This window comes from Streptomyces sp. NPDC037301 (assembly GCF_055602785.1).
The window spans coordinates 58,088-80,002 of the sequence record NZ_JBVJWD010000026.1 but is presented as its reverse complement, the minus strand read 5'-3'; the positions used below and the strand labels follow the sequence as shown (position 1 = coordinate 80,002).

17 protein-coding genes and 2 pseudogenes are annotated in these 21,915 nt (G+C 68.4%); 5 read left to right on the top strand and 14 right to left on the bottom strand.

The annotated features are described in order from the left end of the window. Window positions 1-11: 11 nt before the first annotated feature. A complete protein-coding gene (locus tag ACZ7IB_RS32185; protein ID WP_470917402.1) occupies window positions 12-554 on the bottom strand; it encodes a hypothetical protein in 543 nt (180 codons plus the stop codon). A gap of 390 nt (window positions 555-944) precedes the next feature. Between ACZ7IB_RS32185 and ACZ7IB_RS32180 the strand changes: the two are divergent. Further along, window positions 945-1,256, top strand: a pseudogene (locus ACZ7IB_RS32180) (cupredoxin domain-containing protein); the annotation flags it as partial. Window positions 1,257-1,380: 124 nt separating this feature from the next. Here the strand turns inward: ACZ7IB_RS32180 and ACZ7IB_RS32175 are convergent. The 6 genes and pseudogenes from ACZ7IB_RS32175 to ACZ7IB_RS32150 form a co-directional block, all read right to left on the bottom strand. Further along, entirely contained in the window at window positions 1,381-1,731 is a 351-nt protein-coding gene (locus tag ACZ7IB_RS32175) for a hypothetical protein (protein WP_470917400.1), read from the bottom strand. A gap of 63 nt (window positions 1,732-1,794) precedes the next feature. Continuing rightward, a pseudogene (locus tag ACZ7IB_RS32170) lies at window positions 1,795-4,557 on the bottom strand (RHS repeat-associated core domain-containing protein); the annotation flags it as partial. A gap of 750 nt (window positions 4,558-5,307) precedes the next feature. Beyond that, on the bottom strand, window positions 5,308-6,636 hold the full coding sequence (locus tag ACZ7IB_RS32165; RefSeq protein ID WP_470917399.1) for a class I SAM-dependent RNA methyltransferase: 1,329 nt from the start codon (window positions 6,634-6,636) through the stop codon (window positions 5,308-5,310). Window positions 6,637-6,736: 100 nt separating this feature from the next. Further along, window positions 6,737-8,785, bottom strand: coding sequence for an APC family permease (locus ACZ7IB_RS32160; RefSeq protein WP_470917398.1), 2,049 nt, complete (start codon window positions 8,783-8,785; stop codon window positions 6,737-6,739). Window positions 8,786-8,898: 113 nt separating this feature from the next. Beyond that, window positions 8,899-9,957, bottom strand: a complete 1,059-nt coding sequence (locus tag ACZ7IB_RS32155) for a 1-aminocyclopropane-1-carboxylate deaminase (protein ID WP_470917397.1) — start codon at window positions 9,955-9,957, stop codon at window positions 8,899-8,901. Window positions 9,958-10,070: 113 nt separating this feature from the next. Continuing rightward, window positions 10,071-10,727 carry a GntR family transcriptional regulator gene (locus ACZ7IB_RS32150; protein ID WP_470917396.1) on the bottom strand — a complete coding sequence of 219 codons (657 nt, stop codon included), beginning with the start codon at window positions 10,725-10,727 and terminating at the stop codon, window positions 10,071-10,073. Between the two features lie 262 nt (window positions 10,728-10,989). Here ACZ7IB_RS32150 and ACZ7IB_RS32145 point away from each other — a divergent pair, with 262 nt between their 5' ends. Continuing rightward, complete coding sequence (locus ACZ7IB_RS32145) at window positions 10,990-11,658, top strand: potassium channel family protein (protein ID WP_470917394.1); 669 nt, start codon at window positions 10,990-10,992, stop codon at window positions 11,656-11,658. Then, window positions 11,658-12,335 carry a potassium channel family protein gene (locus ACZ7IB_RS32140; RefSeq protein ID WP_093898971.1) on the top strand — a complete coding sequence of 226 codons (678 nt, stop codon included), beginning with the start codon at window positions 11,658-11,660 and terminating at the stop codon, window positions 12,333-12,335. Before ACZ7IB_RS32145 ends, ACZ7IB_RS32140 begins: the two co-directional genes overlap by 1 nt. Window positions 12,336-12,415: 80 nt before the next feature. On the opposite strand, the gene ACZ7IB_RS32135 is transcribed toward ACZ7IB_RS32140, so the two are convergent. The 7 genes from ACZ7IB_RS32135 to ACZ7IB_RS32105 all read right to left on the bottom strand — a co-directional run bounded on the left by ACZ7IB_RS32135 (window position 12,416) and on the right by ACZ7IB_RS32105 (window position 19,325). After that, window positions 12,416-13,180 (bottom strand): DUF3159 domain-containing protein, encoded by a 765-nt coding sequence (locus ACZ7IB_RS32135; protein ID WP_470917392.1) that lies wholly within the window; start codon window positions 13,178-13,180, stop codon window positions 12,416-12,418. Between the two features lie 3 nt (window positions 13,181-13,183). Continuing rightward, window positions 13,184-13,600, bottom strand: a complete 417-nt coding sequence (locus ACZ7IB_RS32130; RefSeq protein WP_093898969.1) for an OB-fold nucleic acid binding domain-containing protein — start codon at window positions 13,598-13,600, stop codon at window positions 13,184-13,186. Window positions 13,601-13,699: 99 nt separating this feature from the next. After that, a complete protein-coding gene (locus tag ACZ7IB_RS32125; RefSeq protein ID WP_327277990.1) occupies window positions 13,700-14,392 on the bottom strand; it encodes a response regulator in 693 nt (230 codons plus the stop codon). A 70-nt stretch (window positions 14,393-14,462) separates the two neighbouring features. After that, window positions 14,463-17,006, bottom strand: coding sequence for an ATP-binding protein (locus ACZ7IB_RS32120; protein WP_470917391.1), 2,544 nt, complete (start codon window positions 17,004-17,006; stop codon window positions 14,463-14,465). 156 nt (window positions 17,007-17,162) lie between these two features. Next, window positions 17,163-17,912 carry an ABC transporter ATP-binding protein gene (locus ACZ7IB_RS32115; protein ID WP_470917389.1) on the bottom strand — a complete coding sequence of 250 codons (750 nt, stop codon included), beginning with the start codon at window positions 17,910-17,912 and terminating at the stop codon, window positions 17,163-17,165. 84 nt (window positions 17,913-17,996) lie between these two features. After that, window positions 17,997-18,899 carry an ABC transporter ATP-binding protein gene (locus ACZ7IB_RS32110; RefSeq protein WP_470917387.1) on the bottom strand — a complete coding sequence of 301 codons (903 nt, stop codon included), beginning with the start codon at window positions 18,897-18,899 and terminating at the stop codon, window positions 17,997-17,999. A gap of 201 nt (window positions 18,900-19,100) precedes the next feature. Beyond that, the gene (locus ACZ7IB_RS32105) at window positions 19,101-19,325 is read right to left on the bottom strand and encodes a hypothetical protein (RefSeq protein WP_470917385.1); all 225 of its coding nucleotides are present in this window, start codon (window positions 19,323-19,325) and stop codon (window positions 19,101-19,103) included. Between the two features lie 192 nt (window positions 19,326-19,517). Between ACZ7IB_RS32105 and ACZ7IB_RS32100 the strand changes: the two genes are divergently transcribed. Together ACZ7IB_RS32100 and ACZ7IB_RS32095 are read left to right on the top strand one after the other, a co-directional pair. Next, on the top strand, window positions 19,518-20,432 hold the full coding sequence (locus ACZ7IB_RS32100) for a M20/M25/M40 family metallo-hydrolase (RefSeq protein WP_470917384.1): 915 nt from the start codon (window positions 19,518-19,520) through the stop codon (window positions 20,430-20,432). A gap of 22 nt (window positions 20,433-20,454) precedes the next feature. Next, window positions 20,455-21,915 carry a M1 family metallopeptidase gene (locus ACZ7IB_RS32095; RefSeq protein ID WP_470917382.1) on the top strand — a complete coding sequence of 487 codons (1,461 nt, stop codon included), beginning with the start codon at window positions 20,455-20,457 and terminating at the stop codon, window positions 21,913-21,915.

Here is a 21,915-nt window from a genome sequence, read left to right as displayed (position 1 = left end):
GCCTGACCTGTTCAACACCCGAAATACGCCCGGGACGCGCCCAGTTCGGCCCTCATCTCGCCCCGCATCCGACGCAGCCGAACCCACAGGGCCTCGATGCCCTCCCGCACGACGGACGGTGAGTCGTCGGCTCGGGGTACGCCGTCGTCGAGGCGACGGACCATGCCGTATACCGCGCCCAGATCATGGCTGAGCTGTCCCGCAAGCTCGAGCACGCGCTCCGGCACCTGCAACTGGGCCTCGGCGTACACCTCCCGGTACTGGTCGCGTGCCTCGGTCAACCGTTGTCGTACGGCCCGCAAGTCCTCGTCGCGGCCCAGTGCGTGCAACTGGTCGGTGAGGACAGCCAGATACTGCCGGGCGGAGGTGTTCAGCGCGACGTAGCACGAGCGCAGCTCCTGGGCGTGCCGCCTCCGCTCCAGTACCTCCTCGACGCGTTCCTGCTCGCGCCGTCGGCTGCGGTCGGCCGCTCGCTGGGTCAGCAACGCGGACAGCAGCGTCCCGACGACTCCTGCGACCGCGACCATGGGGGCGGCCACTCCGCCGACGTCCACGCCTTCTCCATTCGTCGATCTGGGTTCACGACGCAAGCGAAGCAGCGACCCCCGCCCGGGTGAACAACCAGTCCGGACATCGCCCAGTGTTCGCCCCACCACCGACCATGGCGGGCGCCAGTGTTTGTCTTCAGGGTCTTCCTTATCTCGCAAAAGGACTGTGGAATTAGGCCCCGGACCGTCGTGGACTCCGCCGGCCGTGCATGCGCTTTGTGGCAGCGCTTCAACAGCACAGGTACGAGCCCCTCCAAGCCGACGAGCGACCATCCCCTGTACCGCTCATAGAGCTGCCGTCCCGGCTATGGGTGAGCGGTTGCGCCGTCCCGGGAGCCCTCGACAACGGCCTGTTCCCACTCGTCGGCCTCACCGAGAGCAAGGGCGCGGCGCGTACGTCTCGGCTTCGTCAGCGCCACCGGCATGTGGCATCCCATGCACCTGCACGGCCACACTTATCCACTCGGCGCACCCGGCCCGTACAAGGACACCGCCATCGTGCCCCCCAGGAGAAGTGTTTCCGTCGTCGTCAAAACCGACAACCACCCCGGCCAGGGAGCCCTCGGCAGGTGCCGACCGGAGCGAAACCCACGGGGCCCTGCCCCGGCCCGCATGCTCACCCGTCCCAGCCTCATCCGGAATCCCCGCCCTGGCGTGCATCACGATCACCACACAGAAGCCGAACTGCTTCTCGGGGATCACGACTGAGTCATGAGGCGATCAATTCAGCGGCACTCACGGCCACCCCTCTAATTTTTCGATGAGTGCGTTGATTTCATCCGCCCGGTTTCCTGGACAGAGAGGGCTTGTCGTGCCGGATTTCACGAGCGGCTCACGAGAAGAGCGATGTTTCAGTGATAGACACTTCTGGAAATACCTGCAATCTGAGCTCTCCTGCGGTGTCTCTAGTTTCGAATTCCACGACAAGTTGGGTCTCGCCGTCTCCCTCCTGGACGCGGAGTAGAATCGCTCCTTCTCTGAACAGATTCAACATGACCTTGCCGGATGGTGTGCACCAGCGTACAGTTACCGACTGTCCGACCGCGTCGTACGACAATGTCAAGTCTTCGCCTGTGACATCGACGAGATTTACGGTCCTCTGAGTCTCACCAGTGATCTCTGGCTCGACTCCCAGCGCGTTGACGATTTCCTGTGGGTCAGGTGTGACGAATTCAGCTGGCAAGGAATTTTCTCCTGGATTTCGCGTGCGATTACCTGCTCGAACTGCAAGCAGCCGGCGGATCTCTCAACTGCGGAATATTACCGTCGATAGCCTGTATCCGCCGTCGGGCATGATCTGCCAGGTGCTATCCACGCCGAGCATTCCATGTGGGCCGTATAGTACGGATTTCGTTTTCCCGAAATTCCCCCATTCGTTGGTGAAATGTTCTGAGAATCCATTGCCGGTTGCCTCCTTCAAGTGTTCGGTCACGAATTGACGAGAAGCCGGAGTGTCATGGAACCCTATACTCTTGAGCTGATTGGCATTTTGTATCGCCCTCGGCGTGTTGTGAGGATCCGGCTTCACATCCTTATTGAAAAGGTAATCCAACTTTCTCGGGTTGACTTCGGGGCAGGGGGAAAGCCCAAAAGGATCTGCCCCTGTGTGAGGATTTGCGACGTAGGCATCCGAGTTGGGTGACGGCGCGATACCCAGAGGGTCGACAGAGAGGTATCGGGCGGTTTCCGGGTCGTAGTGGCGGTGAAAGTTGTAGTGGAGGCCGGTTTCCGGATCGAAGTACTGGCCGGGGAAGCGAAGCGGTGTGTAAGCGATGCTGGTAGCGGACCAGGCGGTGGTGCCCCACAAGGTGCTGCGGGTATACCAGGCAAGACTGCCCGACTCGTCGATGAGATCGGTCGGGGTGCCGATGAGATCGGTGACTACGGCGAAGAATCGCTCATCGACGGTGTCTTGAGGGGTGCTGGCCGAGAGGATACGTTCCGTCTGGGTGAGGGGGCGGAGCCCGTCGTGGTCCCAAGTGAGGGCAACCGAGTTGGCCAGAGCTTCGGCGGTGGTTATCTGTTCGCACAGAGTGGTTCCGTCCCAGGTGAATGAGACTTCCTCTATCACTGCGTCGCTTTGGGCTTGCAGGCGTTGCTTGGCTATGCGGCGGCCGAGAGGGTCGTAGAGATAACGCCAGTGTGCCCCGTCGGGAGTGGTGACCGAAGTGAGCCGGTCCTCGGAGTCCCAGGTGTAGCGCCAGGTTTCCGGTGCGCGGGAGAGGCGGGTCTTCTGACGGAGGACGATGCGGCCCTGGGCGTCATGCTCGTAGCGGACGCGGCCGGCGCGGGTGAGCCGTGTGCCTGTGTAGGTGCGTTCGCCCGTGGCCTCGTGACCGGGGTGACCTGCAGGCCACGCTGCCTGTGTCTGGTTGCCCGCCTGGTCATAAGCGTAGGTCTCGGTCCAGTGCGTGCCGTCGACCGCGGTCACCCGGCCGACGGCGTCCAGCTCGAAGTGGCGGGCTCCGGAAACGCTGTCGTGGATTCCGATGAGGTTGCCGTCTGCGCGGTAGGTGTAGGCGCGGTGCTTGAGGCTCTGCCCCCGGGCCCATACCTGCTCGCTGGTGAGACGGCCCGCCGTGTCGAATTCGTGGGTGAGGCTGATCGACTGCCCGATGTGCCGGGCGCTCTCCTGTCCGGCGGCGTTCCGTGTGAACGCAACGGTTCGGCCGGAACTGCTGAGGCTGCTGCATCGCCCGGCGGCATCGTAGTCCAAGGTGCTTGTCACGCCGGATGGGGTTGTTCGGGAGATCCGTCGCCCCAACGTGTCGTAGCCGTAAGTCAGTGTGCGTCCGTTTACGGTCTCGGACCTGAGCCTCCCGTGCCGGTCGTGCAGACGGGTGAGGGTCGCGTCAGGGCCGACAGCGCAGGCTAGTTGGTCGAAGATGTCGTATTCGAAGGTGGTGACCGCGCCGTCCGCATGCTTGCGCAGCAGTTGTCCGATTTCGTTGCGCTCGTAACGGATGCTCTGGCCGAGCCCATTGGTGCGAGTGGTCAGGCGTCCGGCCTCGTCGTGACCATATGCGAGTTTGCGGCCGTCGAAGTCGGTCTCCGCTATGAGACGACCGCTGGGATCGTAGGTGTAACTCCATTTCAAGCCGTGCGGGTTGCTTACCTCAGTCAGCCGCAGATTGGTGTCGTGGGTGAACTCGTAGCGAGCTCCGTCCGGGCCCGTGCGTGCTGCAAGGAGGTCGAATTCGGTGTACTCGAAACGGCTGACCGTACCCATGGCATTGGTATGGGACAGGCAATTGCCTTCGCCGTCATGCGTCCAGGATTCCTCGCTGCCGTCCGGCTCGGTACGCCGAGCCAGACGACCTTCGACTGTCCATTGGTATTGAGTGGTTGCACCGAGGGCATCGGTGACAGCAACCGGTCGGCCGAAGGCGTCCCGTTCGTAGCGAGTCCTCGCGCCCAGCGGGTCGGTAGTCTCGATGGGCAGACCGGCCCTGTCGTACCGTGCCTCGGAGCGATGCCCGAGGGCGTCCGTCACAGATATGACGTTCCCGGCCTCGTCGTACGAATAGGTCGTTGTCACGCCGGAGGCATCAGTGACCGACGTACGGTTGCCTCGCTCGTCGTAGGTCTGTCGGGTGACCGTCCCGTCCGCGCCCCTGACGCGCACCGGTAGGCCGAGGGCGTTGTAGTCGGCGGTCAGTTCCCGCCCGTCCGGGCGGACCACCGAGGTGAGGCGGCCGTGCTCGTCGTATGTGGAGCGGGTGACATGCCCCAGTGGGTCCGTGACGGACAGCAGCCGGTGGAAGCGGTCATACTCGAAGCTGGTGACGGCCCCCAGAGCGTCGATTTCAGCTACCACTTGAGAGCGGTCGTTGATCACGTATCGCTTGGTGTGGCCGAGGCCGTCCGTCATGGACGTCATGCGCAGGCCGGTTTCGGGGTCGGTGTCGTCCCAGGTGAAGTGGGCTTCGAGGTGTCCGTTGGTGCCTGTCTGGTATACGCAGCGGTCGTGCTCGTCGTAGACGTACTCGTACCGGCTGCCGTTGGTGTCCCCGTGCTCCTGGCCGACCCGCGAACCGACCCCCGAAGACCCCAGTCTCAATCGGTCGGGGCGTCTTCAACCCGAAGTCGGAGTGCTCGCATCGTCATGGGCGATCCGTAGCCGCGCCCGGCGGTAAAAGCAGCGCTCATCAGCTGCCAAGGCGGTCGGCTGGACCGCCTCTTACTCACCCGCCGAACTGATGGACTCCTCGCAGGCGCCTTCAACGCGGACCCGACCGCCTCCTACCTCTCATTGCCTGCACGCAGTGCCGCGCCACAGATCTCCGCCATGGGTATCCGGACAAACGGCGGGGGACTGCGCCGTTGCCTACAGCCGCGGACCGAGGGATGCTCTTCCACCCACCTCCACACCCGAGCCGTACAGCCCGAAGCTCCCGGCCCGCAGCATCGAGGCCGCCCGCCAGAAAACCGGCAGCCGACCACGAGCATCGAACCCGGGACCACTCAGGAGGCAATTGTGGTGCCGTCCTACCCACCGTGCGGGCAGCCAGAAGCACAGCCCGTCGACTCAGATGACCACGCCATCGCCTTCGTGACAGGAACACCGAGCGTCACGTGAGCACCGAGCGTCACGTGAGCGTCGAGAATCCGCGGCGTCCCCCTGACGCCGTGACCGGAACGGTCGCTAGTTCGCCCTGAACATGCAGGTCAGGACATCTCCGCAACGAGGCTGTCCACTCGACCCGTTGCCTGCTCGGGAACAGGTCAAGCAGCCCACCGTCCGCCGCGAAACCGCAGGTCAGGAACCCTTCGTGGCCGGTTCGAGGATCGCCACGCACTCCACATGATGCGTCATCGGAAACAGATCGAACGCGCGCAGCGTCCGCACCCGGTAGCCGCCGTCGCGGAAGTACGCCAGGTCGCGGGCGAGGGCCGCCGGGTCGCAGGCGACGTAGGCGATGCGGCGGGCGCCGAGGCCGGTCAGGTGCTTGACCGTCTGCTTGCCGGCGCCTGCGCGCGGGGGGTCGAGGACGATCAGGTCGGTCTCGGTGATGCCGGTGCGCGGCAGGACCTGGTCGACCTTGCCGTGCTCGATGCGGACTCGCTCCAGGTCCTTCAGGTTGTGCCGGGCGTCCTCGACGGCGCGCTTGCCGGACTCGATACCGAGGACGGCACCCTTCTCGCCGATGCGCTGGCCGATGGCGCCCGCGAAGAGGCCGACGCCGCAGTAGAGATCGAGGGCGGTGTCGCCCTTGCGGGGCAGCAGGCCCTGCATGACGGCGCGGACGAGGGTGTTGGCGGCTTGCGGGTGGACCTGCCAGAAGCCGCCCGAGCCGACCCGGTAGGTGCGGTCGTCGGCGCGCTCGCGGACGAAGGCGCGGCCGTGCACGCGGTGGACGCCGCCGTCGCGCTCGTCGACGCGCATCACCGAGACGGGCTTGTCGAGCTCGACGAGGGGCAGCCGGCCGCCCGGCCTCGGGGTGAGGATCACCTGGCGGTCGTGGGAGCCGGTGGCCGCGATGGCTTCCACCGAGGCCATGCCGGGCCATTCCCGCTTCTCGATGCCGAGCTCGGTGACGCCGGGGGCCGCGATCAGGCAGCGCTCGATCGGCTCCACGTCGTGCGAGCGGTGCTTGCGCAGGCCGACACGGCCGTCCTCGTCGATGGCGTACTGGACCCGGGTGCGCCAGGCCGGTACCTCGCCCGCCGGAAGCTTGTCGCCCTCGACCGGCATGACGGTGCCGTCCCAGCCCGCCTCCTCGGGAGTGAGGCCCGCGAGGCGCTGAAGCTGTTCGGCAATCACTTCGCCCTTGAGCCTGCGCTGGGCGCCGGGCTTGGCGTGCTGCCAGTCGCAGCCGCCGCACTTGCCGGGACCGGCGTACGGGCAGGGCGCCTCGACGCGGTCCTTGGACGCCTCGATGATCCGTACCGCGTCGGCGCGCAGGAAGCGGGAGTCGCTCTCGCCCTCGGTGACCTTGGCGATGACCTTCTCGCCGGGAAGCGTATGCCGTACGAAGAGGACCTGGCCCTCCGGGGTACGGGCGATGCAGTGGCCGCCGTGTGCGACAGGCCCGACCTCGACCTCGTACTCCTCCCCGACCAGCGACGACGTGGGTTCGTTCTGCATGAGGGGGTGGCTCCAGAGATCAAGGGAAAAACGGCCGGACAACAACCCACGAGTCTACGTGGGTGTCGTCCGGCCGTTTACCACGAGCGGGCGGGCGCGGTCAGCCCTTGTTGGCGGGTTCCTTGGGCCTGCGCTCCACGGGTCCACGGCGCACCGAGCCCGGTGCGTTCCACTCGGCACGCTTCCTGGCGCGCTTCTTCGCCGCCTCGGAGGACTCCAGCTGGTACGGCACGGAGGTCACCATCACGCCCGGGGTGAACAGCAGCCGCCCCTTGAGGCGCAGGGCGCTCTGGTTGTGGAGGAGGTGCTCGTACCAGTGGCCGACCACGTACTCCGGGATGTACACGCTCACGACGTCGCGCGGGCTGTCGCGGCGCAGGCCCTTCACATAGTCGATGACCGGGCGGGTGACTTCGCGGTACGGGGAGTCGAGGATCTTCAGCGGGATGTCGATGCCGCGCCGCTCCCAGTCCTCCCTGAGCGCTTTGGTCTCGGCCGGGTCGACGCTGATGGAAAGCGCCTCCAGACGGTCGGAGCGAATCAGCTTGGCGTAGGCGAGGGCGCGCAGCGTGGGCCGGTGGAGCTTGGAGACCAGGACGATCGAGTGGACCCTGGAGGGCCGCATCGTCTCGTCGACCGGGGTCTCCTCCGCGGCGATCTCCTCGGCGACCCGGTCGTAGTGCCTGCGGATCGCGGTCATCGTCCCGTAGAAGATCACCATGCCGAGCAGCGCGACCCAGGCGCCGTGGGTGAACTTGGTCGCGAGCACCACGACGAGCACCAGGCCGGTGAAGAAGGCGCCGAAGGTGTTGATCGCACGGGAGCGGATCATGCGGCGGCGCTTGGCCGGGTCCTTCTCCGTCGCCAGGTGGCGGTTCCAGTGCCTGACCATGCCGGTCTGGCTGAGGGTGAAGGAGACGAAGACGCCGACGATGTAGAGCTGGATGAGCCGGGTCGAATCCGCTCCGTAGATCCACGTCAGCAGAATCGCCGCGCCCGCCAGCAGCACGATGCCGTTGGAGAAGGCGAGCCGGTCACCACGGGTGTGGAGCTGACGGGGCAGGTAGCGGTCCTGGGCGAGAATCGAGCCGAGCAGCGGGAAGCCGTTGTACGCCGTGTTGGCGGCCAGGAAGAGAACGAGTGCGGTGGCCGCCGCGAGGATGACGAAGAAGAACGTACCGTCACCGAAGACCGCAGCCGCTACCTGTGAGATCACCGGGTCCTGGACAAAGCTGGAGCCGACCGGGACACCGTTGTTGATCAGGTCCTTGGCCGGGTTCTCCGCCATCTTCACATCGGTGGCCATGGCCAGGCCGATGATGCCGCAGAACATGGTGACGGCCAGCAGGCCCATCATCGCCAGCGTGGTCGCGGCGTTCTTGCTCTTCGGCTTGCGGAAGGCGGGTACACCGTTGCTGATCGCCTCGACGCCGGTGAGGGCGGCACAGCCGGAGGAGAACGCCCGCAGCAGCAGGAATACCAGCGCGAAGCCGCCCAGCCCCTCGTGCTCGGCCTTGATCTCGTAGCCCGAGGTCGGGGCGTGCATGGTGTCGCCGAGGACCAGCCCCCGGAACGCGCCCCAGGTGATCATGATGAAGACGCCGGCCACGAAGAGGTACGTGGGGATGGCGAAGAGCTTGCCGGACTCCTTGACGCCACGCAGATTCATCAGCGTCAGCAGCACGATGGCCGCGATCGCGCACGCCGTCTTGTGCTCGACGACGAACGGGATCGCGGACCCGAGGTTCTCCACCCCGGAGGAGATCGACACGGCGACGGTCAGCACGTAGTCGACCAGCAGCGCGCTGGCCACGGTCAGCCCGGCCTTGGGCCCGAGGTTGGTGGTGGCGACCTCGTAGTCACCACCACCGCTCGGGTAGGCGTGCACGTTCTGCCGGTACGAGGCGACGACCGTGAACATCAGGACCACGACCGCGAGCGCGATCCAGGGGCTGAAGTGGTAGGCCGACACGCCCGCGACGGAGAGCACCAGGAGAACTTCTCCGGGTGCGTACGCCACCGAGGACAGCGGGTCGGATGCGAAGACGGGAAGAGCGATGCGCTTGGGGAGGAGGGTTTCTCCCAGCTTGTCGCTGCGCAGCGCCCGTCCGATCAGAATCCGTTTGGGCAGGTCGGTCAGTTTGGACACGCAGAGGATCGTATGCGTTCCGTATGGAAGCCGCAGACCCACCACCCCCGTGGCCTCGCAATCTCCTGCGCCCGGCCGAAAAAGCCACGAAATCCTTAACGAAATCCTTGCACTCAGGCGTCCGCGAACAGGGCGCTGTAGCCGTTGAGTGCGGGCTGCCCTCCAAGATGGGCATACAGGACGGTGGAGTCGCGGGCGATCTCGCCGCGCGCCACGAGGTCGACCGTTCCGGCCATCGACTTCCCCTCGTACACGGGGTCGGTGACCATGCCCTCGGTACGGGCGGCCAGCCGCATCGCGTCGAGGGTGGTGTCGTCGGGGATGCCGTACGTGCCCGCGTGGTAGCGCTCGTCCAGCTCGATGTCGTCCACGGTGAGCTCGCTCCGCACCCCGATGAGCCGTGCGGTGCCGGCCGCGATCCGGGCGATCTGCTCGCGGGTGCGAGCGGGTTCGGCGGAGGCGTCGATGCCCAGCACGCGCCGCGGACGGCCGCCCTCCTCTTCGAGCGCGGCGAAGCCCGCGACCATGCCGGCCTGGGTGGAGCCGGTCACCGAGCAGACGACCACGGTGTCGAAGAACACGCCGAGTGCGCGCTCCTGCTCGGCGACCTCGTACGCCCAGTTGGCGAAGCCGAGCCCGCCGAGAGGATGGTCGGACGCGCCGGCGGGGATGGCGTACGGCCGACCGCCGCCCTCTTCGACCTCGCGCAGCGCCTGCTCCCAGCTCTCCTTGACGCCGATGCCGAACCCGGCGCGCACCAGGCGGACATCGGCACCGGCCAGGCGGCTGATCAGGATGTTGCCGACCTTGTCGTAGACGGCGTCGGGCCACTCGACCCAGCTCTCCTGGATGAGTACGCAGTTGAGGCCGGTACGGGCGGCGACCGCCGCGACCTGGCGGGTGTGGTTGGACTGGACGCCGCCGATGGACACGAGCGTGTCGCATCCCTTCGCCAGGGCGTCGGCGACGAGGTATTCGAGCTTGCGGGTCTTGTTGCCGCCATAGGCGATGCCGGAGTTGCAGTCCTCCCGCTTGGCCCAGATCGCGGCACCGCCGAGGTGGTCGGTGAGCCGGTCGAGGCGGTGCACGGGAGAGGGGCCGAAGAGGAGGGGGTAGCGGTCGTAGGAGGAGAGGGAGGGGGAGTGCGGGGCTGCGGGCGATGCGGGCGTCACGGGGGCTCCCTTGGCCGGGGTTGGTTCGGTGATGGCGGGCGGGGGTTGGTGGTGATGGTGGTCGGCTCGTCCGCGGCCTGGCGGCTCGTCCGGACGGTGCTCGGGCCGTCGGCCTAGTCGGACGGTTCGTCGGCGAGTTCTTCGAGCGCCCGCCAGATCTCCGCGGTGACCCGGGCCGCGGCTTCGGCATCGCGCCCCGCGCACGCCTCGATCAGCCGGTCGTGCAGCTCCGCCGAGCCGTGTGCCGCGCCGGGTGTGCCGAACTGCCGCCACTCCAGGCGCCGGATCAAGGGCGTGTAGCGCCCGACGGTGGCGGCCACGGCGCGGTTGCCGCAGGCGGTGACGAGGACGTCGTGGAGCCGGTCGTCGGCGCGCAGTGCGTCCGCCACGTCGCCGCGGCGGGTCGCGCCCCGGAAGCGGTCGTTCGCCCCGCGCATCGCGGTGATGTCCGCATCCGTGAGGAGGGGTACGGCCGTCCTGGCGGCGAGTTCCTGCATGGCCCGTACGACCGCCGCCGCGTCCCGGACGTCGCGCGGCACCAGCCGGGTCACCCGGGTGTAGCTCTGCGGCTTGGATTCGACGAGTCCCTCGCCGGAGAGCCGGGACAGCGCGTCGCGGACCGGGGCCCGGGACAGTCCGAGGCGTTCGGCGAGGTCGGCGTCGCGGACGGGGGCACCGGGCGGGATGTCGCCGCGGACGATGGCGTCACGGATCGCCTCGTACGCGGTGTCCCGCAGCAGGGTCCGTCGGACGGGGCGCAGGGTCTCCATGAGCTGACATGTTAGATGTCTGTGGTCGTCGTACTCAAGAGCCCGTCCCGCAGTGGCTGCATCCGGCGGCCCTCCCCGTCCCCATCACGGGGCGCGGCGAAGGCGCACTCGGATGAGGCTTCGCACTCCCGGCCGCATAAGCTCATCCTGGGCAACGGGACAGACCGTTGCCCCGTTGTTTGCCCGGCAAGCTGAGGAAGAAGTGTGAGCAGGGTGTTTTCGCAGGTCAGCCGGACGACCAGGACTGCGAGGTAGGCGCAAGGTGCACATCGTCATCATGGGCTGCGGGCGAGTAGGAGCCGCTCTCGCGCAGACCCTGGAGCAGCAGGGGCACACGGTCGCCGTCATCGACCAGGACCCCACGGCGTTCCGGCGCCTCGGGTCCGGATTCGGTGGGCGGCGCGTCACCGGTGTCGGCTTCGACCAGGACACCCTCCGTGAGGCGGGAATCGAGGAGGCCGGTGCGTTCGCCGCGGTGAGCAGCGGCGACAACTCGAACATCATCGCCGCCCGGGTGGCCCGCGAGATGTTCGGCATCGAGAATGTCGCGGCGCGGATCTACGACCCCCGGCGCGCCGAGGTCTACCAGCGCCTCGGTATCCCCACGGTCGCCACCGTGCGCTGGACCGCGGACCAGATGCTGCGGCGGCTGCTGCCCTCGGGCGCCGAGCCGCTGTGGCGGGATCCGAGCGGCGGTGTGCAGCTCGCGGAGGTGCACACCACACCGTCCTGGATCGGCCACAAGATCAGCACGCTGCAGGAGGAGACGGGCGTCCGCGTGGCGTTCCTCACCCGGTTGGGCGAAGCCATTCTGCCCACCTCGCAGACGGTGCTGCAGGAGGGTGACCTGGTCCACGTGATGATGCGTACGAACGAGATCGCAAAGGTCGAGGCGGCCTTCGCCGAGGGTCCTGAGGAGGGCGGTCACTGATGCGTGTCGCGATTGCCGGGGCCGGTGCGGTGGGCCGTTCCATCGCGGGCGAGCTGCTGGAGAACGGGCACGAGGTGCTGCTCGTCGACAAGGCGCCGACGGCCATTTCGGTGGAGCGGGTGCCGATGGCCGAGTGGCTGCTGGCGGACGCCTGCGAGATCACCTCACTCGACGAGGCGGCACTTCAACGCTGCAACGTCGTGATCGCCGCGACCGGCGACGACAAGGTGAATCTGGTCGTCTCGCTGCTCGCCAAGACCGAGTACGGCGTACCGAGGGTCGTCGCCCGGGTCAACAACCCGAAGAACGAGTGGCTGTTCAACGAGGCCTGGGGCGTCGATGTGGCGGTCTCCACGCCGCGTCTGATGTCGGCCCTGGTCGAGGAGGCGGTGAGCGTCGGCGATCTGGTCCGGCTGCTGCGCTTCAGCCATGGCGACGCCAACCTGGTCGAGCTGACGCTGCCCCCGGAGTCGGCGCTGGCCGGCACCCAGGTCGGCGATGTGGCCTGGCCCGAGGACACCTCGCTGGTCACCATCATCCGCGGGCAGCGCGTTCTGACGCCGAGCACCGAGGAGACGCTGGAGGCCGGTGACGAGCTGCTGTTCGTGGCCGCACAGGCACGCGAGGAACAGTTGGAGGACCTGCTGTCGGTGCGCCGGGGCGACTCGGAGGACTGACCCACGCAGAGCAGGCGGACGGAAGGGGCCCGGTACCGTTCTCACACGGTGCCGGGCCCCTTCCGTCTGTCGTTGGCGGTTCAGAACTCCTGGTGGCGCGCCGCGGCGGCGGCCGCCTCCGCCTTGCGGGCCTTCTCGGCCTGCTCCTGCGCCTCCATCTCGGCGAAGACATCGATGGGCGGCGGCGCCTTGGCGAGGAAGACCCAGGTCAGATAGACCGCGAGCAGGAACGGTGGGATCTTCAGGGCGACCAGGACCCAGCCGAACTGGGTGGTGTCGGCCCACCAGTACAGCGGGAAGAGGATCGCGCACTTGGCGAGCAGGATCAGCCCCCAGGCGTAGCTGGCCTTGGCGTACGCCTTCTTGCGGCCGGGGTTCCTGGTGCGCCAGGAGAGGTTCTCCTTGAACACCGGGCCCAGCATCAGACCGATCAGCGGCACCCCGGCGAGGGTGGTGATCAGGTAGGCGAGTGCCAGGCCGAGCGTGTAGAGCATGCCCGGCAGATAGAAGTCCTTGGCATTGCCGGTCATCTTCGCGAAGACCACACCGAAGGCCACGCCGAAGACACCGCTGAAGGCGTGCTTGACGGTGTCCCTGCGGATCAGCCGTACGGCTACGAGGACCAGGGACACCACCAGGGCCCCGATGGCCGAGAGGTGCAGATCCTTGTTGATCGTGAAGATCGTGACGAAGAGCAGCCCGGGAAGGACTGTCTCCACCATCCCCCGGACACCGCCGAACGCCTCGAAGAGCGCGGCCTCGGTGACCGCTTTCGCGTCGGCCTCCTGCTGGTCGGTGCGGGTGGTGCGGTCCTTGTCGGACGTCGGCTTGTCGAGAGACGTCACCGGCTACTCCTTGCCGAGCGGTCGGAGTTCGTATTTGGGGTTGAACAGCACCCGGCGTCCATGACTCATGGCGATCCGGCCCGAGGCGATGAGCTTGCGGCCCGGTTCTATGCCTGCGATGGAGCGCCGGCCCAGCCAGACCACGTCCAGCGGCGCGGTGCCGTCGAAGAGCTCCGCCTCCAGGGCGGGCACTCCGGCGCGCGGCCGCAGGGTGACGGTCCGCAACGTACCAGTCACCTTGACGATCTGGCGGTCGGTGCATTCGGAGATCCGCGTGCACCCCGAAGCCTGCGAGTCCTCCTGCAGCTCCTCGGACTCCAGGTCCTCCTGGGAGCTGGACAGCCGGTCGAGCATCCGCCGGAAGCGGCCGGACGGCTTCACAGCCTTGCCGGGCTTCTCGAATCGAGGAACAGCACTCATATCCGAAGGGTACCGGTCTCCCGAACTCCGGGCGGGTGTCCGGGGTCCCACTCGAACGAGTTACTCGCAGGGGTTACGGGACAGGACCCGGTGACCCGTTCAGCCGCGCTCGAAGCGGTAGCCCATCCCCGGCTCGGTGACGAAGTGCCGGGGGTGCGAGGGGTCGGCCTCCAGCTTGCGTCTGAGCTGCGCCATGTACACCCGCAGGTAGTTGGTCTCCGTGCCGTACGAGGGCCCCCAGACCTCCTGGAGCAGCTGCTTCTGGCTGACCAGCCGGCCGCTGTTGCGGACCAGGACCTCCAGCAGGTGCCATTCGGTGGGGGTGAGCCGTACGTCGCGTCCCTCGCGGTGGACCTTCTTCGCTGCCAGATCGACGGTGAACCCGTCGGTCTCGACGATCACGACGTCGTCGGAGCCGTGCTGGCCGACGGGTTCGGCTCGGCGGACGGAGGCGCGCAGCCGGGCCAGCAGCTCGTCCATGCCGAACGGCTTGGTGACGTAGTCGTCGGCTCCGGCGTCCAGGGCCTCGACCTTCTCGTCGGAGGTGTGGCGGGCGGAGAGCACCAGGATCGGCACCCGGGTCCAGCCTCGCAGCCCCTTGATCACCTCGACGCCGTCCATGTCCGGCAGTCCGAGGTCGAGGACGACGACATCGGGGTGGCGGGCGGCGGCGAGCTGGAGGGCGGTCGCGCCGTCGGGCGCGGCGTCCACCTCGTACTTGCGCGCCTTCAGGTTGATCACGAGGGCGCGTACGATCTGCGGCTCGTCGTCGACCACAAGCACCCGGGTCATGGGGGCCCTGCCTTTCTGCTGTATGGCGATCTCCTGGGACGTTGCGGAGATCATGAGGTGACCTGCGAGGTCATGAGGTGACCCGCGCGGGCAGGTCGGGGCTGACTGGAACGTATCCCGATGCCGCCTTGAGGGTCAGCACCATGGTGAGGCCGCCGCCGGGAGTGTCCTCGGCGTCCAGCGTGCCGCCCATGGACTCCACGAAGCCGCGGGCGACGGCGAGGCCAAGTCCGACGCCTGCGCCGCGCGGGGCGTCGCCGTAGCGCTGGAAGGGCTCGAAGATGCGCTCCTTGGCGTCGTCGGGGACGCCGGGGCCGCGGTCGGCCACCCGTAGCTCGACGCGTCCGCCGAGCGCGCTGGCGGCCACCGTGACGCGTTCTCCGTAGGAGCTGTACTTGACGGCGTTCTCGACGATGTTGGCGACGGCTCTCTCCAGCAGCCCGGGGTCGACGTCGACCATCGGCAGGGTCTCGGGGATGTCCAGGTCCACGCTGCCCTCGGGGACGCCGCCGAGCGCCATCGGGACCACCTCGTCGAGGTCGATCTCGCGGATCAGCGGGGTGACGGTGCCGGTCTGCAGCCTGGACATGTCGAGGAGGTTGCCCACGAGGTGGTCGAGGCGGTCGGCGCCGTTCTCGATGCCCTCCAGGAGTTCGGCCTGGTCCTCGTCGGACCAGGCGACGTCGTCGGAGCGCAGGGAGCTGACGGCGGCCTTGATGGCGGCGAGCGGGGTGCGCAGATCGTGGCTGACGGCGGCGAGGAGGGCCGTCCTGATCCGGTTTCCCTCGGCGAGCCGCCGGGCCTCCTCCGCCTCGCCGACCAGGCGCTGGCGGTCCAGTACGACGGCGGCCTGGGCGGCGAACGCGCCGAGCACCCGGCGGTCCTCGGCCGGCAGCACCCGGCCCGAGAGCGCGAGCGCCATGTGGTCGCCGACGGGCATGTCCACATCCGCGTCCTCCGGCCGGGCCACCGGGCTCGGCCCGACGCTCCCGGCGCACGTCCACGGATCGACGTCGCTCTGCCGCTCCAGCAGGGCGACGGACTCCATGCCGAAGGTCTCGCGGACCCGGTCCAGGAGTGCGTCCAGGGTCGTCTCGCCGCGCAGCACACTGCCGGCGAGGAAGGAGAGGATCTCCGACTCGGCGCGCAGCCTGGCCGCCTGATGGGTGCGGCGGGCCGCCAGATCGACGACCGAGGCGACCGAGACCGCCACCGCGAAGAAGATCACGATCGCGACGAAGTTCTCCGGGTCCTGCACGGTGAGGGTGTGGGTGGGCGGGGTGAACCAATAGTTCAGCAGCAGCGAGCCGACGGCGGCCGATGCCAGGGCGGGCAGCAGCCCGCCGAGCAGGGCCGCGGCCACGGTCAGGAAGAGGAAGAGCAGGACGTCGTTGGCGAGCCCGGGGCCGCTGTCCAGGCGGATCAGGAGCAGCGTGAGAAGGGCCGGGCCGCCGACACCGACCAGCCAGCCCCAGATGATCCGGACCCGGCCCAGCCGGGCGCCGCGGGCGATGGGCAGACCGCGGCCCTTGGCGACCTCTTCGTGGGTGACGATGTGGACGTCGAGGTCGGGGCCGGAGTCGCGGGCGACGGTGGCTCCCACGCCCGGTCCGTAGATGTACTGCCAGGCCTTGCGGCGGCTGGAGCCGAGGACGATCTGCGTGGCGTTCACCCCACGGGCGAATTCGAGGAGGGCCGACGGTATGTCGTCGCCGATGACGTGGTGGAACGTGCCGCCGAGGTCCTCCACGAGGGTGCGCTGGACGGCGAGTTCCTTGGGCGAGGCGGAGGTCAGTCCGTCGCTGCGGGCGATGTAGACGGCGAGGATCTCGCTGCCGGAACCCTTGGCCGCCATCCGGGACGCCCGGCGGATGAGCGTACGGCCCTCGGGACCGCCGGTGAGTCCGACGACGATGCGTTCGCGGGCCTGCCAGGTGGTGCGGATGTTGTGCTCGCCGCGGTACTGCTGAAGGTATTCGTCGACCCGGTCGGCGACCCAGAGGAGGGCCAGCTCGCGCAGGGCGGTCAGGTTGCCGGGGCGGAAGTAGTTGGACAGGGACGCGTCGATCCGGTCCGGCTTGTAGATGTTGCCGTGGGCCATGCGGCGGCGCAGGGCCTGGGGCGACATGTCGACGAGTTCGAGCTGGTCGGCCCTGCGGACGACCTCGTCGGGGACGGTCTCACGCTGCCGTACGCCGGTTATGGCCTCGACGACGTCGCCGAGTGATTCCAGGTGCTGGATGTTGACGGTGGAGATCACGTCTATGCCGGCCTGGAGGAGCTCTTCGACGTCCTGCCAGCGCTTGGCGTTGCGGGAGCCCGGCACATTGGTGTGCGCCAGTTCGTCCACCAGGGCGACGGCCGGGGCGCGCTCCAGGACCGCGTCGACGTCCATCTCGGTGAAGACGGCGGAGCGGTACTCGATCTCACGTCGCCGGATCTGCTCCAGGCCGTGCAGCATGACCTCGGTGCGCGGGCGGTCGTGGTGCTCCACGAAGGCGACGACGCAGTCGGTGCCCCGTTCCACACGGCGGTGGGCCTCGGAGAGCATCGCGTACGTCTTGCCGACGCCGGGTGCCGCACCCAGGTAGATCCGAAGTTTGCCGCGTGCCATGGCCCCATTGTCTTCTCTGAACCGGCTGCCGCCGATGCGGCAGCCGGTTCAGAAGCTACCCCGAGGATTCTCGACAAATGGGACGGGGGGTGGGGCGAGGGACCGAATTGACAGGATTCTGACGCCTCGGAGGGACCCAGCCACCGCCCCGCCCCACTACTCGTGTTCGACGATGTGCCCGTCGCTCAGCTCCAGCACCCGGTCCGCCAGCCCCAGCAGCTGCGCATCATGCGTCGCCACCAGCGCTGTGACGCCTTCACTCCGCACCACCGCCCGCAGCAGCTCCATCACCGCGAGTCCGGTCTCCGCGTCGAGCTGCCCCGTCGGCTCGTCCGCGATCAGCAGCGCGGGGCGGTTGGCCAGCGCGCGGGCGATCGCGACGCGCTGCTGCTGGCCGCCGGAGAGTTCGCCGGGGCGCTGAGCGGCGTGGTCGGCGAGGCCGACCATGGAGAGCAGCAGCGCCACCCGGTCCTCGCGCTCGCGCGGGTCCGCCTTGCGCAGCCGCATGGGTACGCCGACGTTCTCCGCGGCGGTCAGGATCGGGATCAGGCCGAACGACTGGAAGATGAAGCCGATCCGGTCCCGGCGCAGCTCCAGGAGCCCGTTCTCGCCGAGTTCGGCGAGGTCCGTGCCCCCGACGGTGATCCGGCCGCCGTCGGGGCTGTCGAGGCCACCGACGAGGTTGAGCAGCGTCGTCTTGCCTGAGCCCGAGCGTCCCTTGAGCGCGACGAGTTCACCGCGCGGCACCTCGAAGGACACCCCGCGCAGCGCGTGCACGGCCGCGGCGCCGGCGCCGTACGAGCGGCGCAGGTACTCGACCCGGACCATGGGCCCGCGGGCCGGGTCCTCGGCGACCGCCGCGCCGCTCTGCCCGCCGGTGCTCGTCCGGCCGGTGTTGTCGGTCATGTCTCTCCCCCGTGCGTGATCGGTCCCGTCGGCCGCCAGTATGTGCATTGGACACAGGGCTGGGCAATGGCCGAAGGATGGTGGTCAGGCGTCGGGCCAGACGCCGATGTGGTCGTTCTCGGCGGTGAGGCGCACCCGGTGGCGCAGCCCGTACCGTTGCAGATAGTCGTCGGGCAGCTGCAGCCGCCCCACCCGGTCGAGTACGGCGAATTCCTCCGCACCACCGTCGGGGCCGCCGTCGCGCAGGGTCTCCGTGGAGATCCGGCCGTCACGGATGCGTACCGTACGCCGCACCTGCCCGGAGACCATCGGGTCGTGGGTGACGACCAGGACGGTCGCGCCGAGTTCGTCGTTGGCGCGGCGCAGGGCGGCGAAGACGTCCTCACCACTGGCGGTGTCGAGTTCGCCGGTCGGCTCGTCGGCGAGCAGGACCCGGGGGCTGTTGGCGGTGGCCACGGCGACGGCGACGCGCTGCTGTTCGCCGCCGCTGAGCTCGGCGGGTCTGCGATCACGGCAGTGCGCGATACCGAGGACACCGAGGAGTTCGGTGGCCCGTGCCTCGCGCCGGGCGCGCGGGACACCGGTGTACTTCATCGGCTGGGTGACGTTCTCCACGGCGGTGAGATATGGCAGCAGGTTGCGTCCGGTCTGCTGCCAGACGAAGCCGACGGTGCGCCGCCGGTAGTCGAGGCGTTCGCGGCGGCGCATGGACAGCAGGTCGTGCCCGGCGACCCTGGCCGATCCCGCGGTGGGGGTGTCGAGGCCGGACAGGATGGCGAGCAGGGTCGACTTGCCGGAGCCGGAGGCTCCGACGAGCGCCATGCACTCGCCCTCCCGCACGACGAGGTCGAGGCCCTGGAGCGCCTGCACCTCGACGTCCTCTGTGCGGTAGACGCGTACGACGTTGTCGCAGATGACCAGGCCCTCGTCGGGGGCGGGCACGGTGCCTGCCCTGGCGCGCGCCTCAAGTTCACGGAGGTCCGTCATGCGGTCTTCTCCTCGTCATCCGTCATGTGCCGTTCTCCCCCACTCGTAGGACCGCCCCCAGTCCGCGGCGGCGGGCCAGCCAGGACTCCGCGGCGACGGCCGCCGCGATCAGTACGGCGAATCCGACGCCCAGCAGGGCCACCGGTGCGTAATCGGCGTGCAGGGCCGGTTCGGCGGGGCCGCCCGTGAAGTCACGCAGTCTCAGGGCCGGTCCGAGCAGGTGCCCTGGGCGAGCAGCGCCGCATCGGCCAGGGCGGGCACATCGGGAGTGACCCGCACGGTGCCGACCGCCAGCCGGATGTCCCACAGGGGCGAGGTCGATGCGACATCGGGGCCGCGCAGCACCGCGTCGAGGAGTGCGCCGGCCCGCGGCCGGTTGCTGCAGAGCCCCCCGGATGATCGGGCCAGTATGGGTGTACACCACACGTGCCGCAATGATCTGGACAAGTTGGACACCATCACCGGGCGCGCACTTGACGGACAGTCACTTCACGGCGCCGAACGGCGCGGACGATTTCCTTATCGGAGCACAACCGCTTCCCGACAACTTCCTGACACCGGCTGACCAGCCTTGCCAGGGTCCACCGGGGCGAGTGCCCCGTCCTTGAAAGGGTGCGCATGACGTTACGAAGGAGCCTTCCCGGGCTTGTCGCCGGAGCCCTCGGGATATCCCTGACCCTGTCCGCGGTCCCCGCCGCAACCGCAACCGCCTCCGCGAAAGCACAGGCCCCCACCGCCCCCACCGTCTCCGAGCAGCAGGTGATGCCCCACCTGCGCGCGCTGCAGCGCATCGCCGACCGCAACGGCGGCAACCGCGCGCACGGCACGCAGGGATACGCGGACTCGGTGGCGTATGTGAAGAGCGCCCTGGACCGGGCCGGCTTCCGCACGAAACTGGTCCCCTTCACCTACAACGGCGCCACCGGCAGCAACCTGATCGCCGACTGGCCGGGCGGCGACCCGGATCACGTGCTGCTGACCGGCGCCCACCTCGACAGCGTCAAGGAGGGCCCGGGGATCAACGACAACGGCTCGGGCTCGGCCGCGGTGCTGGCCACCGCCCTTCAGGTGGCCAAGTCCCGTCTCAACCCCGAGCGGCACCTTCGGTTCGCATGGTGGGGCGCGGAGGAGTCGGGGCTGATCGGCTCGGCGGACTACGTCGGGAAACTCTCCGGGGCCGAGCGCCGCAGGATCGACGTCTACCTCAACTTCGACCAGGCGGGCAGCAAGAACACCCAGCAGTGGCTCGTGGTCCACGACGACGAGCACGGCGAGACCGAAGCCCAGCAGGCGTTCGAGGCATGGTTCGCCGAACGGAACATCCCCACGTTCGACATCGGCGTCGGCGGTTCGGACCACGAGTCGTTCGGAAACGCCGGCATCCCCTCGTCCGGCTTCAGTACCGGTATCTCGGACTGCATCCACGAGGCGTGCGACAACCTCGCCAACGTGGACCCGAAGACGGAGACGACCAGCACCGATGCCCTCATCGGCGTGCTGTGGAAACTCGCCGCCACCACTCCCCCACGCTGACCCCCATCCCCAGGAACGAGACATGCGCAGACTGCTGAACCGACGCCGCAGAACCGCTGCCGCGCTCGTGGCCGCGGCCGTGAGCGGCACGGTACTGACCATTCTCCCCGCCTCGGCCGCCATCGGCGGTCCGGGCGTCGGTGATCCGTACTTCCCCGACGACGGCAACTCCGGCTACGACGTCTCCCGCTACGACGTCCGTATCGCCTACGACCCGGCGCGCACCGACCACCTAAACGGCGACACCACCGTCACCGCCCGCGCCCTGACCGGCCTGGACCGCTTCAGCCTGGACCTCAAGGGCTTCACCGTGGCATCGGTCATGGTGAACGGCACCCCGGTGAAGGCGTTCTCCCGCTCCGGGTCCCATGAGCTGGTCATCACCCCGGCCCGCCCGGTCGTGAAGGGCACGACGTTCGCGGTCCGGGTGAAGTACGCGGGCAAGCCCGACGCCGAGGGCTGGCACACGCTGAAGAGCGGCGGCGCGTACGTGACGGGCGAACCGCATGCCGCGACCTCCTGGTATCCCGCCAACGACCACCCGTCCGACAAGGCCACCTTCGCCCTCACCGCGACGGTGCCCGACGGCTGGACGGCCATCGGCAACGGCCTGCCCGGCCCGGCCACCGTCAAGGACGGCAGAAAGACCTTCCGCTGGTTCGAGGACAAGCCGCTGGCGACGTACGCCAGCACCGTCGCCATCGACAGATTCACCGTCCACCGGGAAAAGACGGCCGCCGGAACACCGGTCATCACGGCATACAGCCCGGACGCCGTCATCGACCCGGACGCGGAGGCCGAGCAGACGGAGATTCTGGACTTCCTGACCGCGAAGTTCGGCCCGTACCCCTTCTCCTCGGCGGGCGCCATCGTCGTCGGCGCCACGAAGGAGCCCACCGGCGGCCCCCTCGACCTGGAGACGCAGAGCCGCCCCACGTATGGCGCGATGCTCTTCGACGCCTCGGTGGTCCACGAGAACACCCACCAGTGGTTCGGCGACAGCGTGTCGTTCGAGGACTGGCGGGACGGCTGCGTCGCGGAGTGCTTCGCCCAGTACGCCGGGCAGTTGTGGGAGGAGCACAAGGGCGCCGACCTCGACAGTTACTACTACCGGCCCGAGGTCGAGAAGAACAGGAACGACCCGTCCTTCTGGTCCACCAAGCTCTATGACCCGGGCCAGGGAAAGGAGTTGGATCGCGCGCTGTACTTCAAGGGCTCCCTGATGCTGCACGCGCTGCGGCGCACGGTCGGTGACGACGCGTTCTTCCGGACGCTCAGGACCTGGACCCACGACCACGCGTACGGCAACGCCTCGTTCCGGCAGTTCGAGGCGCTGGCGGCGAAGGTCTCGGGCAAGGACCTCAAGGGGTTCTTCGGGGCGTGGGTCGACGGCACGGTCATCCCGCCGGAGAAGTACCTCTATCCGGGCAGCCTGGGCACGCCGACCCGCTGGGCCGGCGTACAACGGGGCCCAACGGCCTGA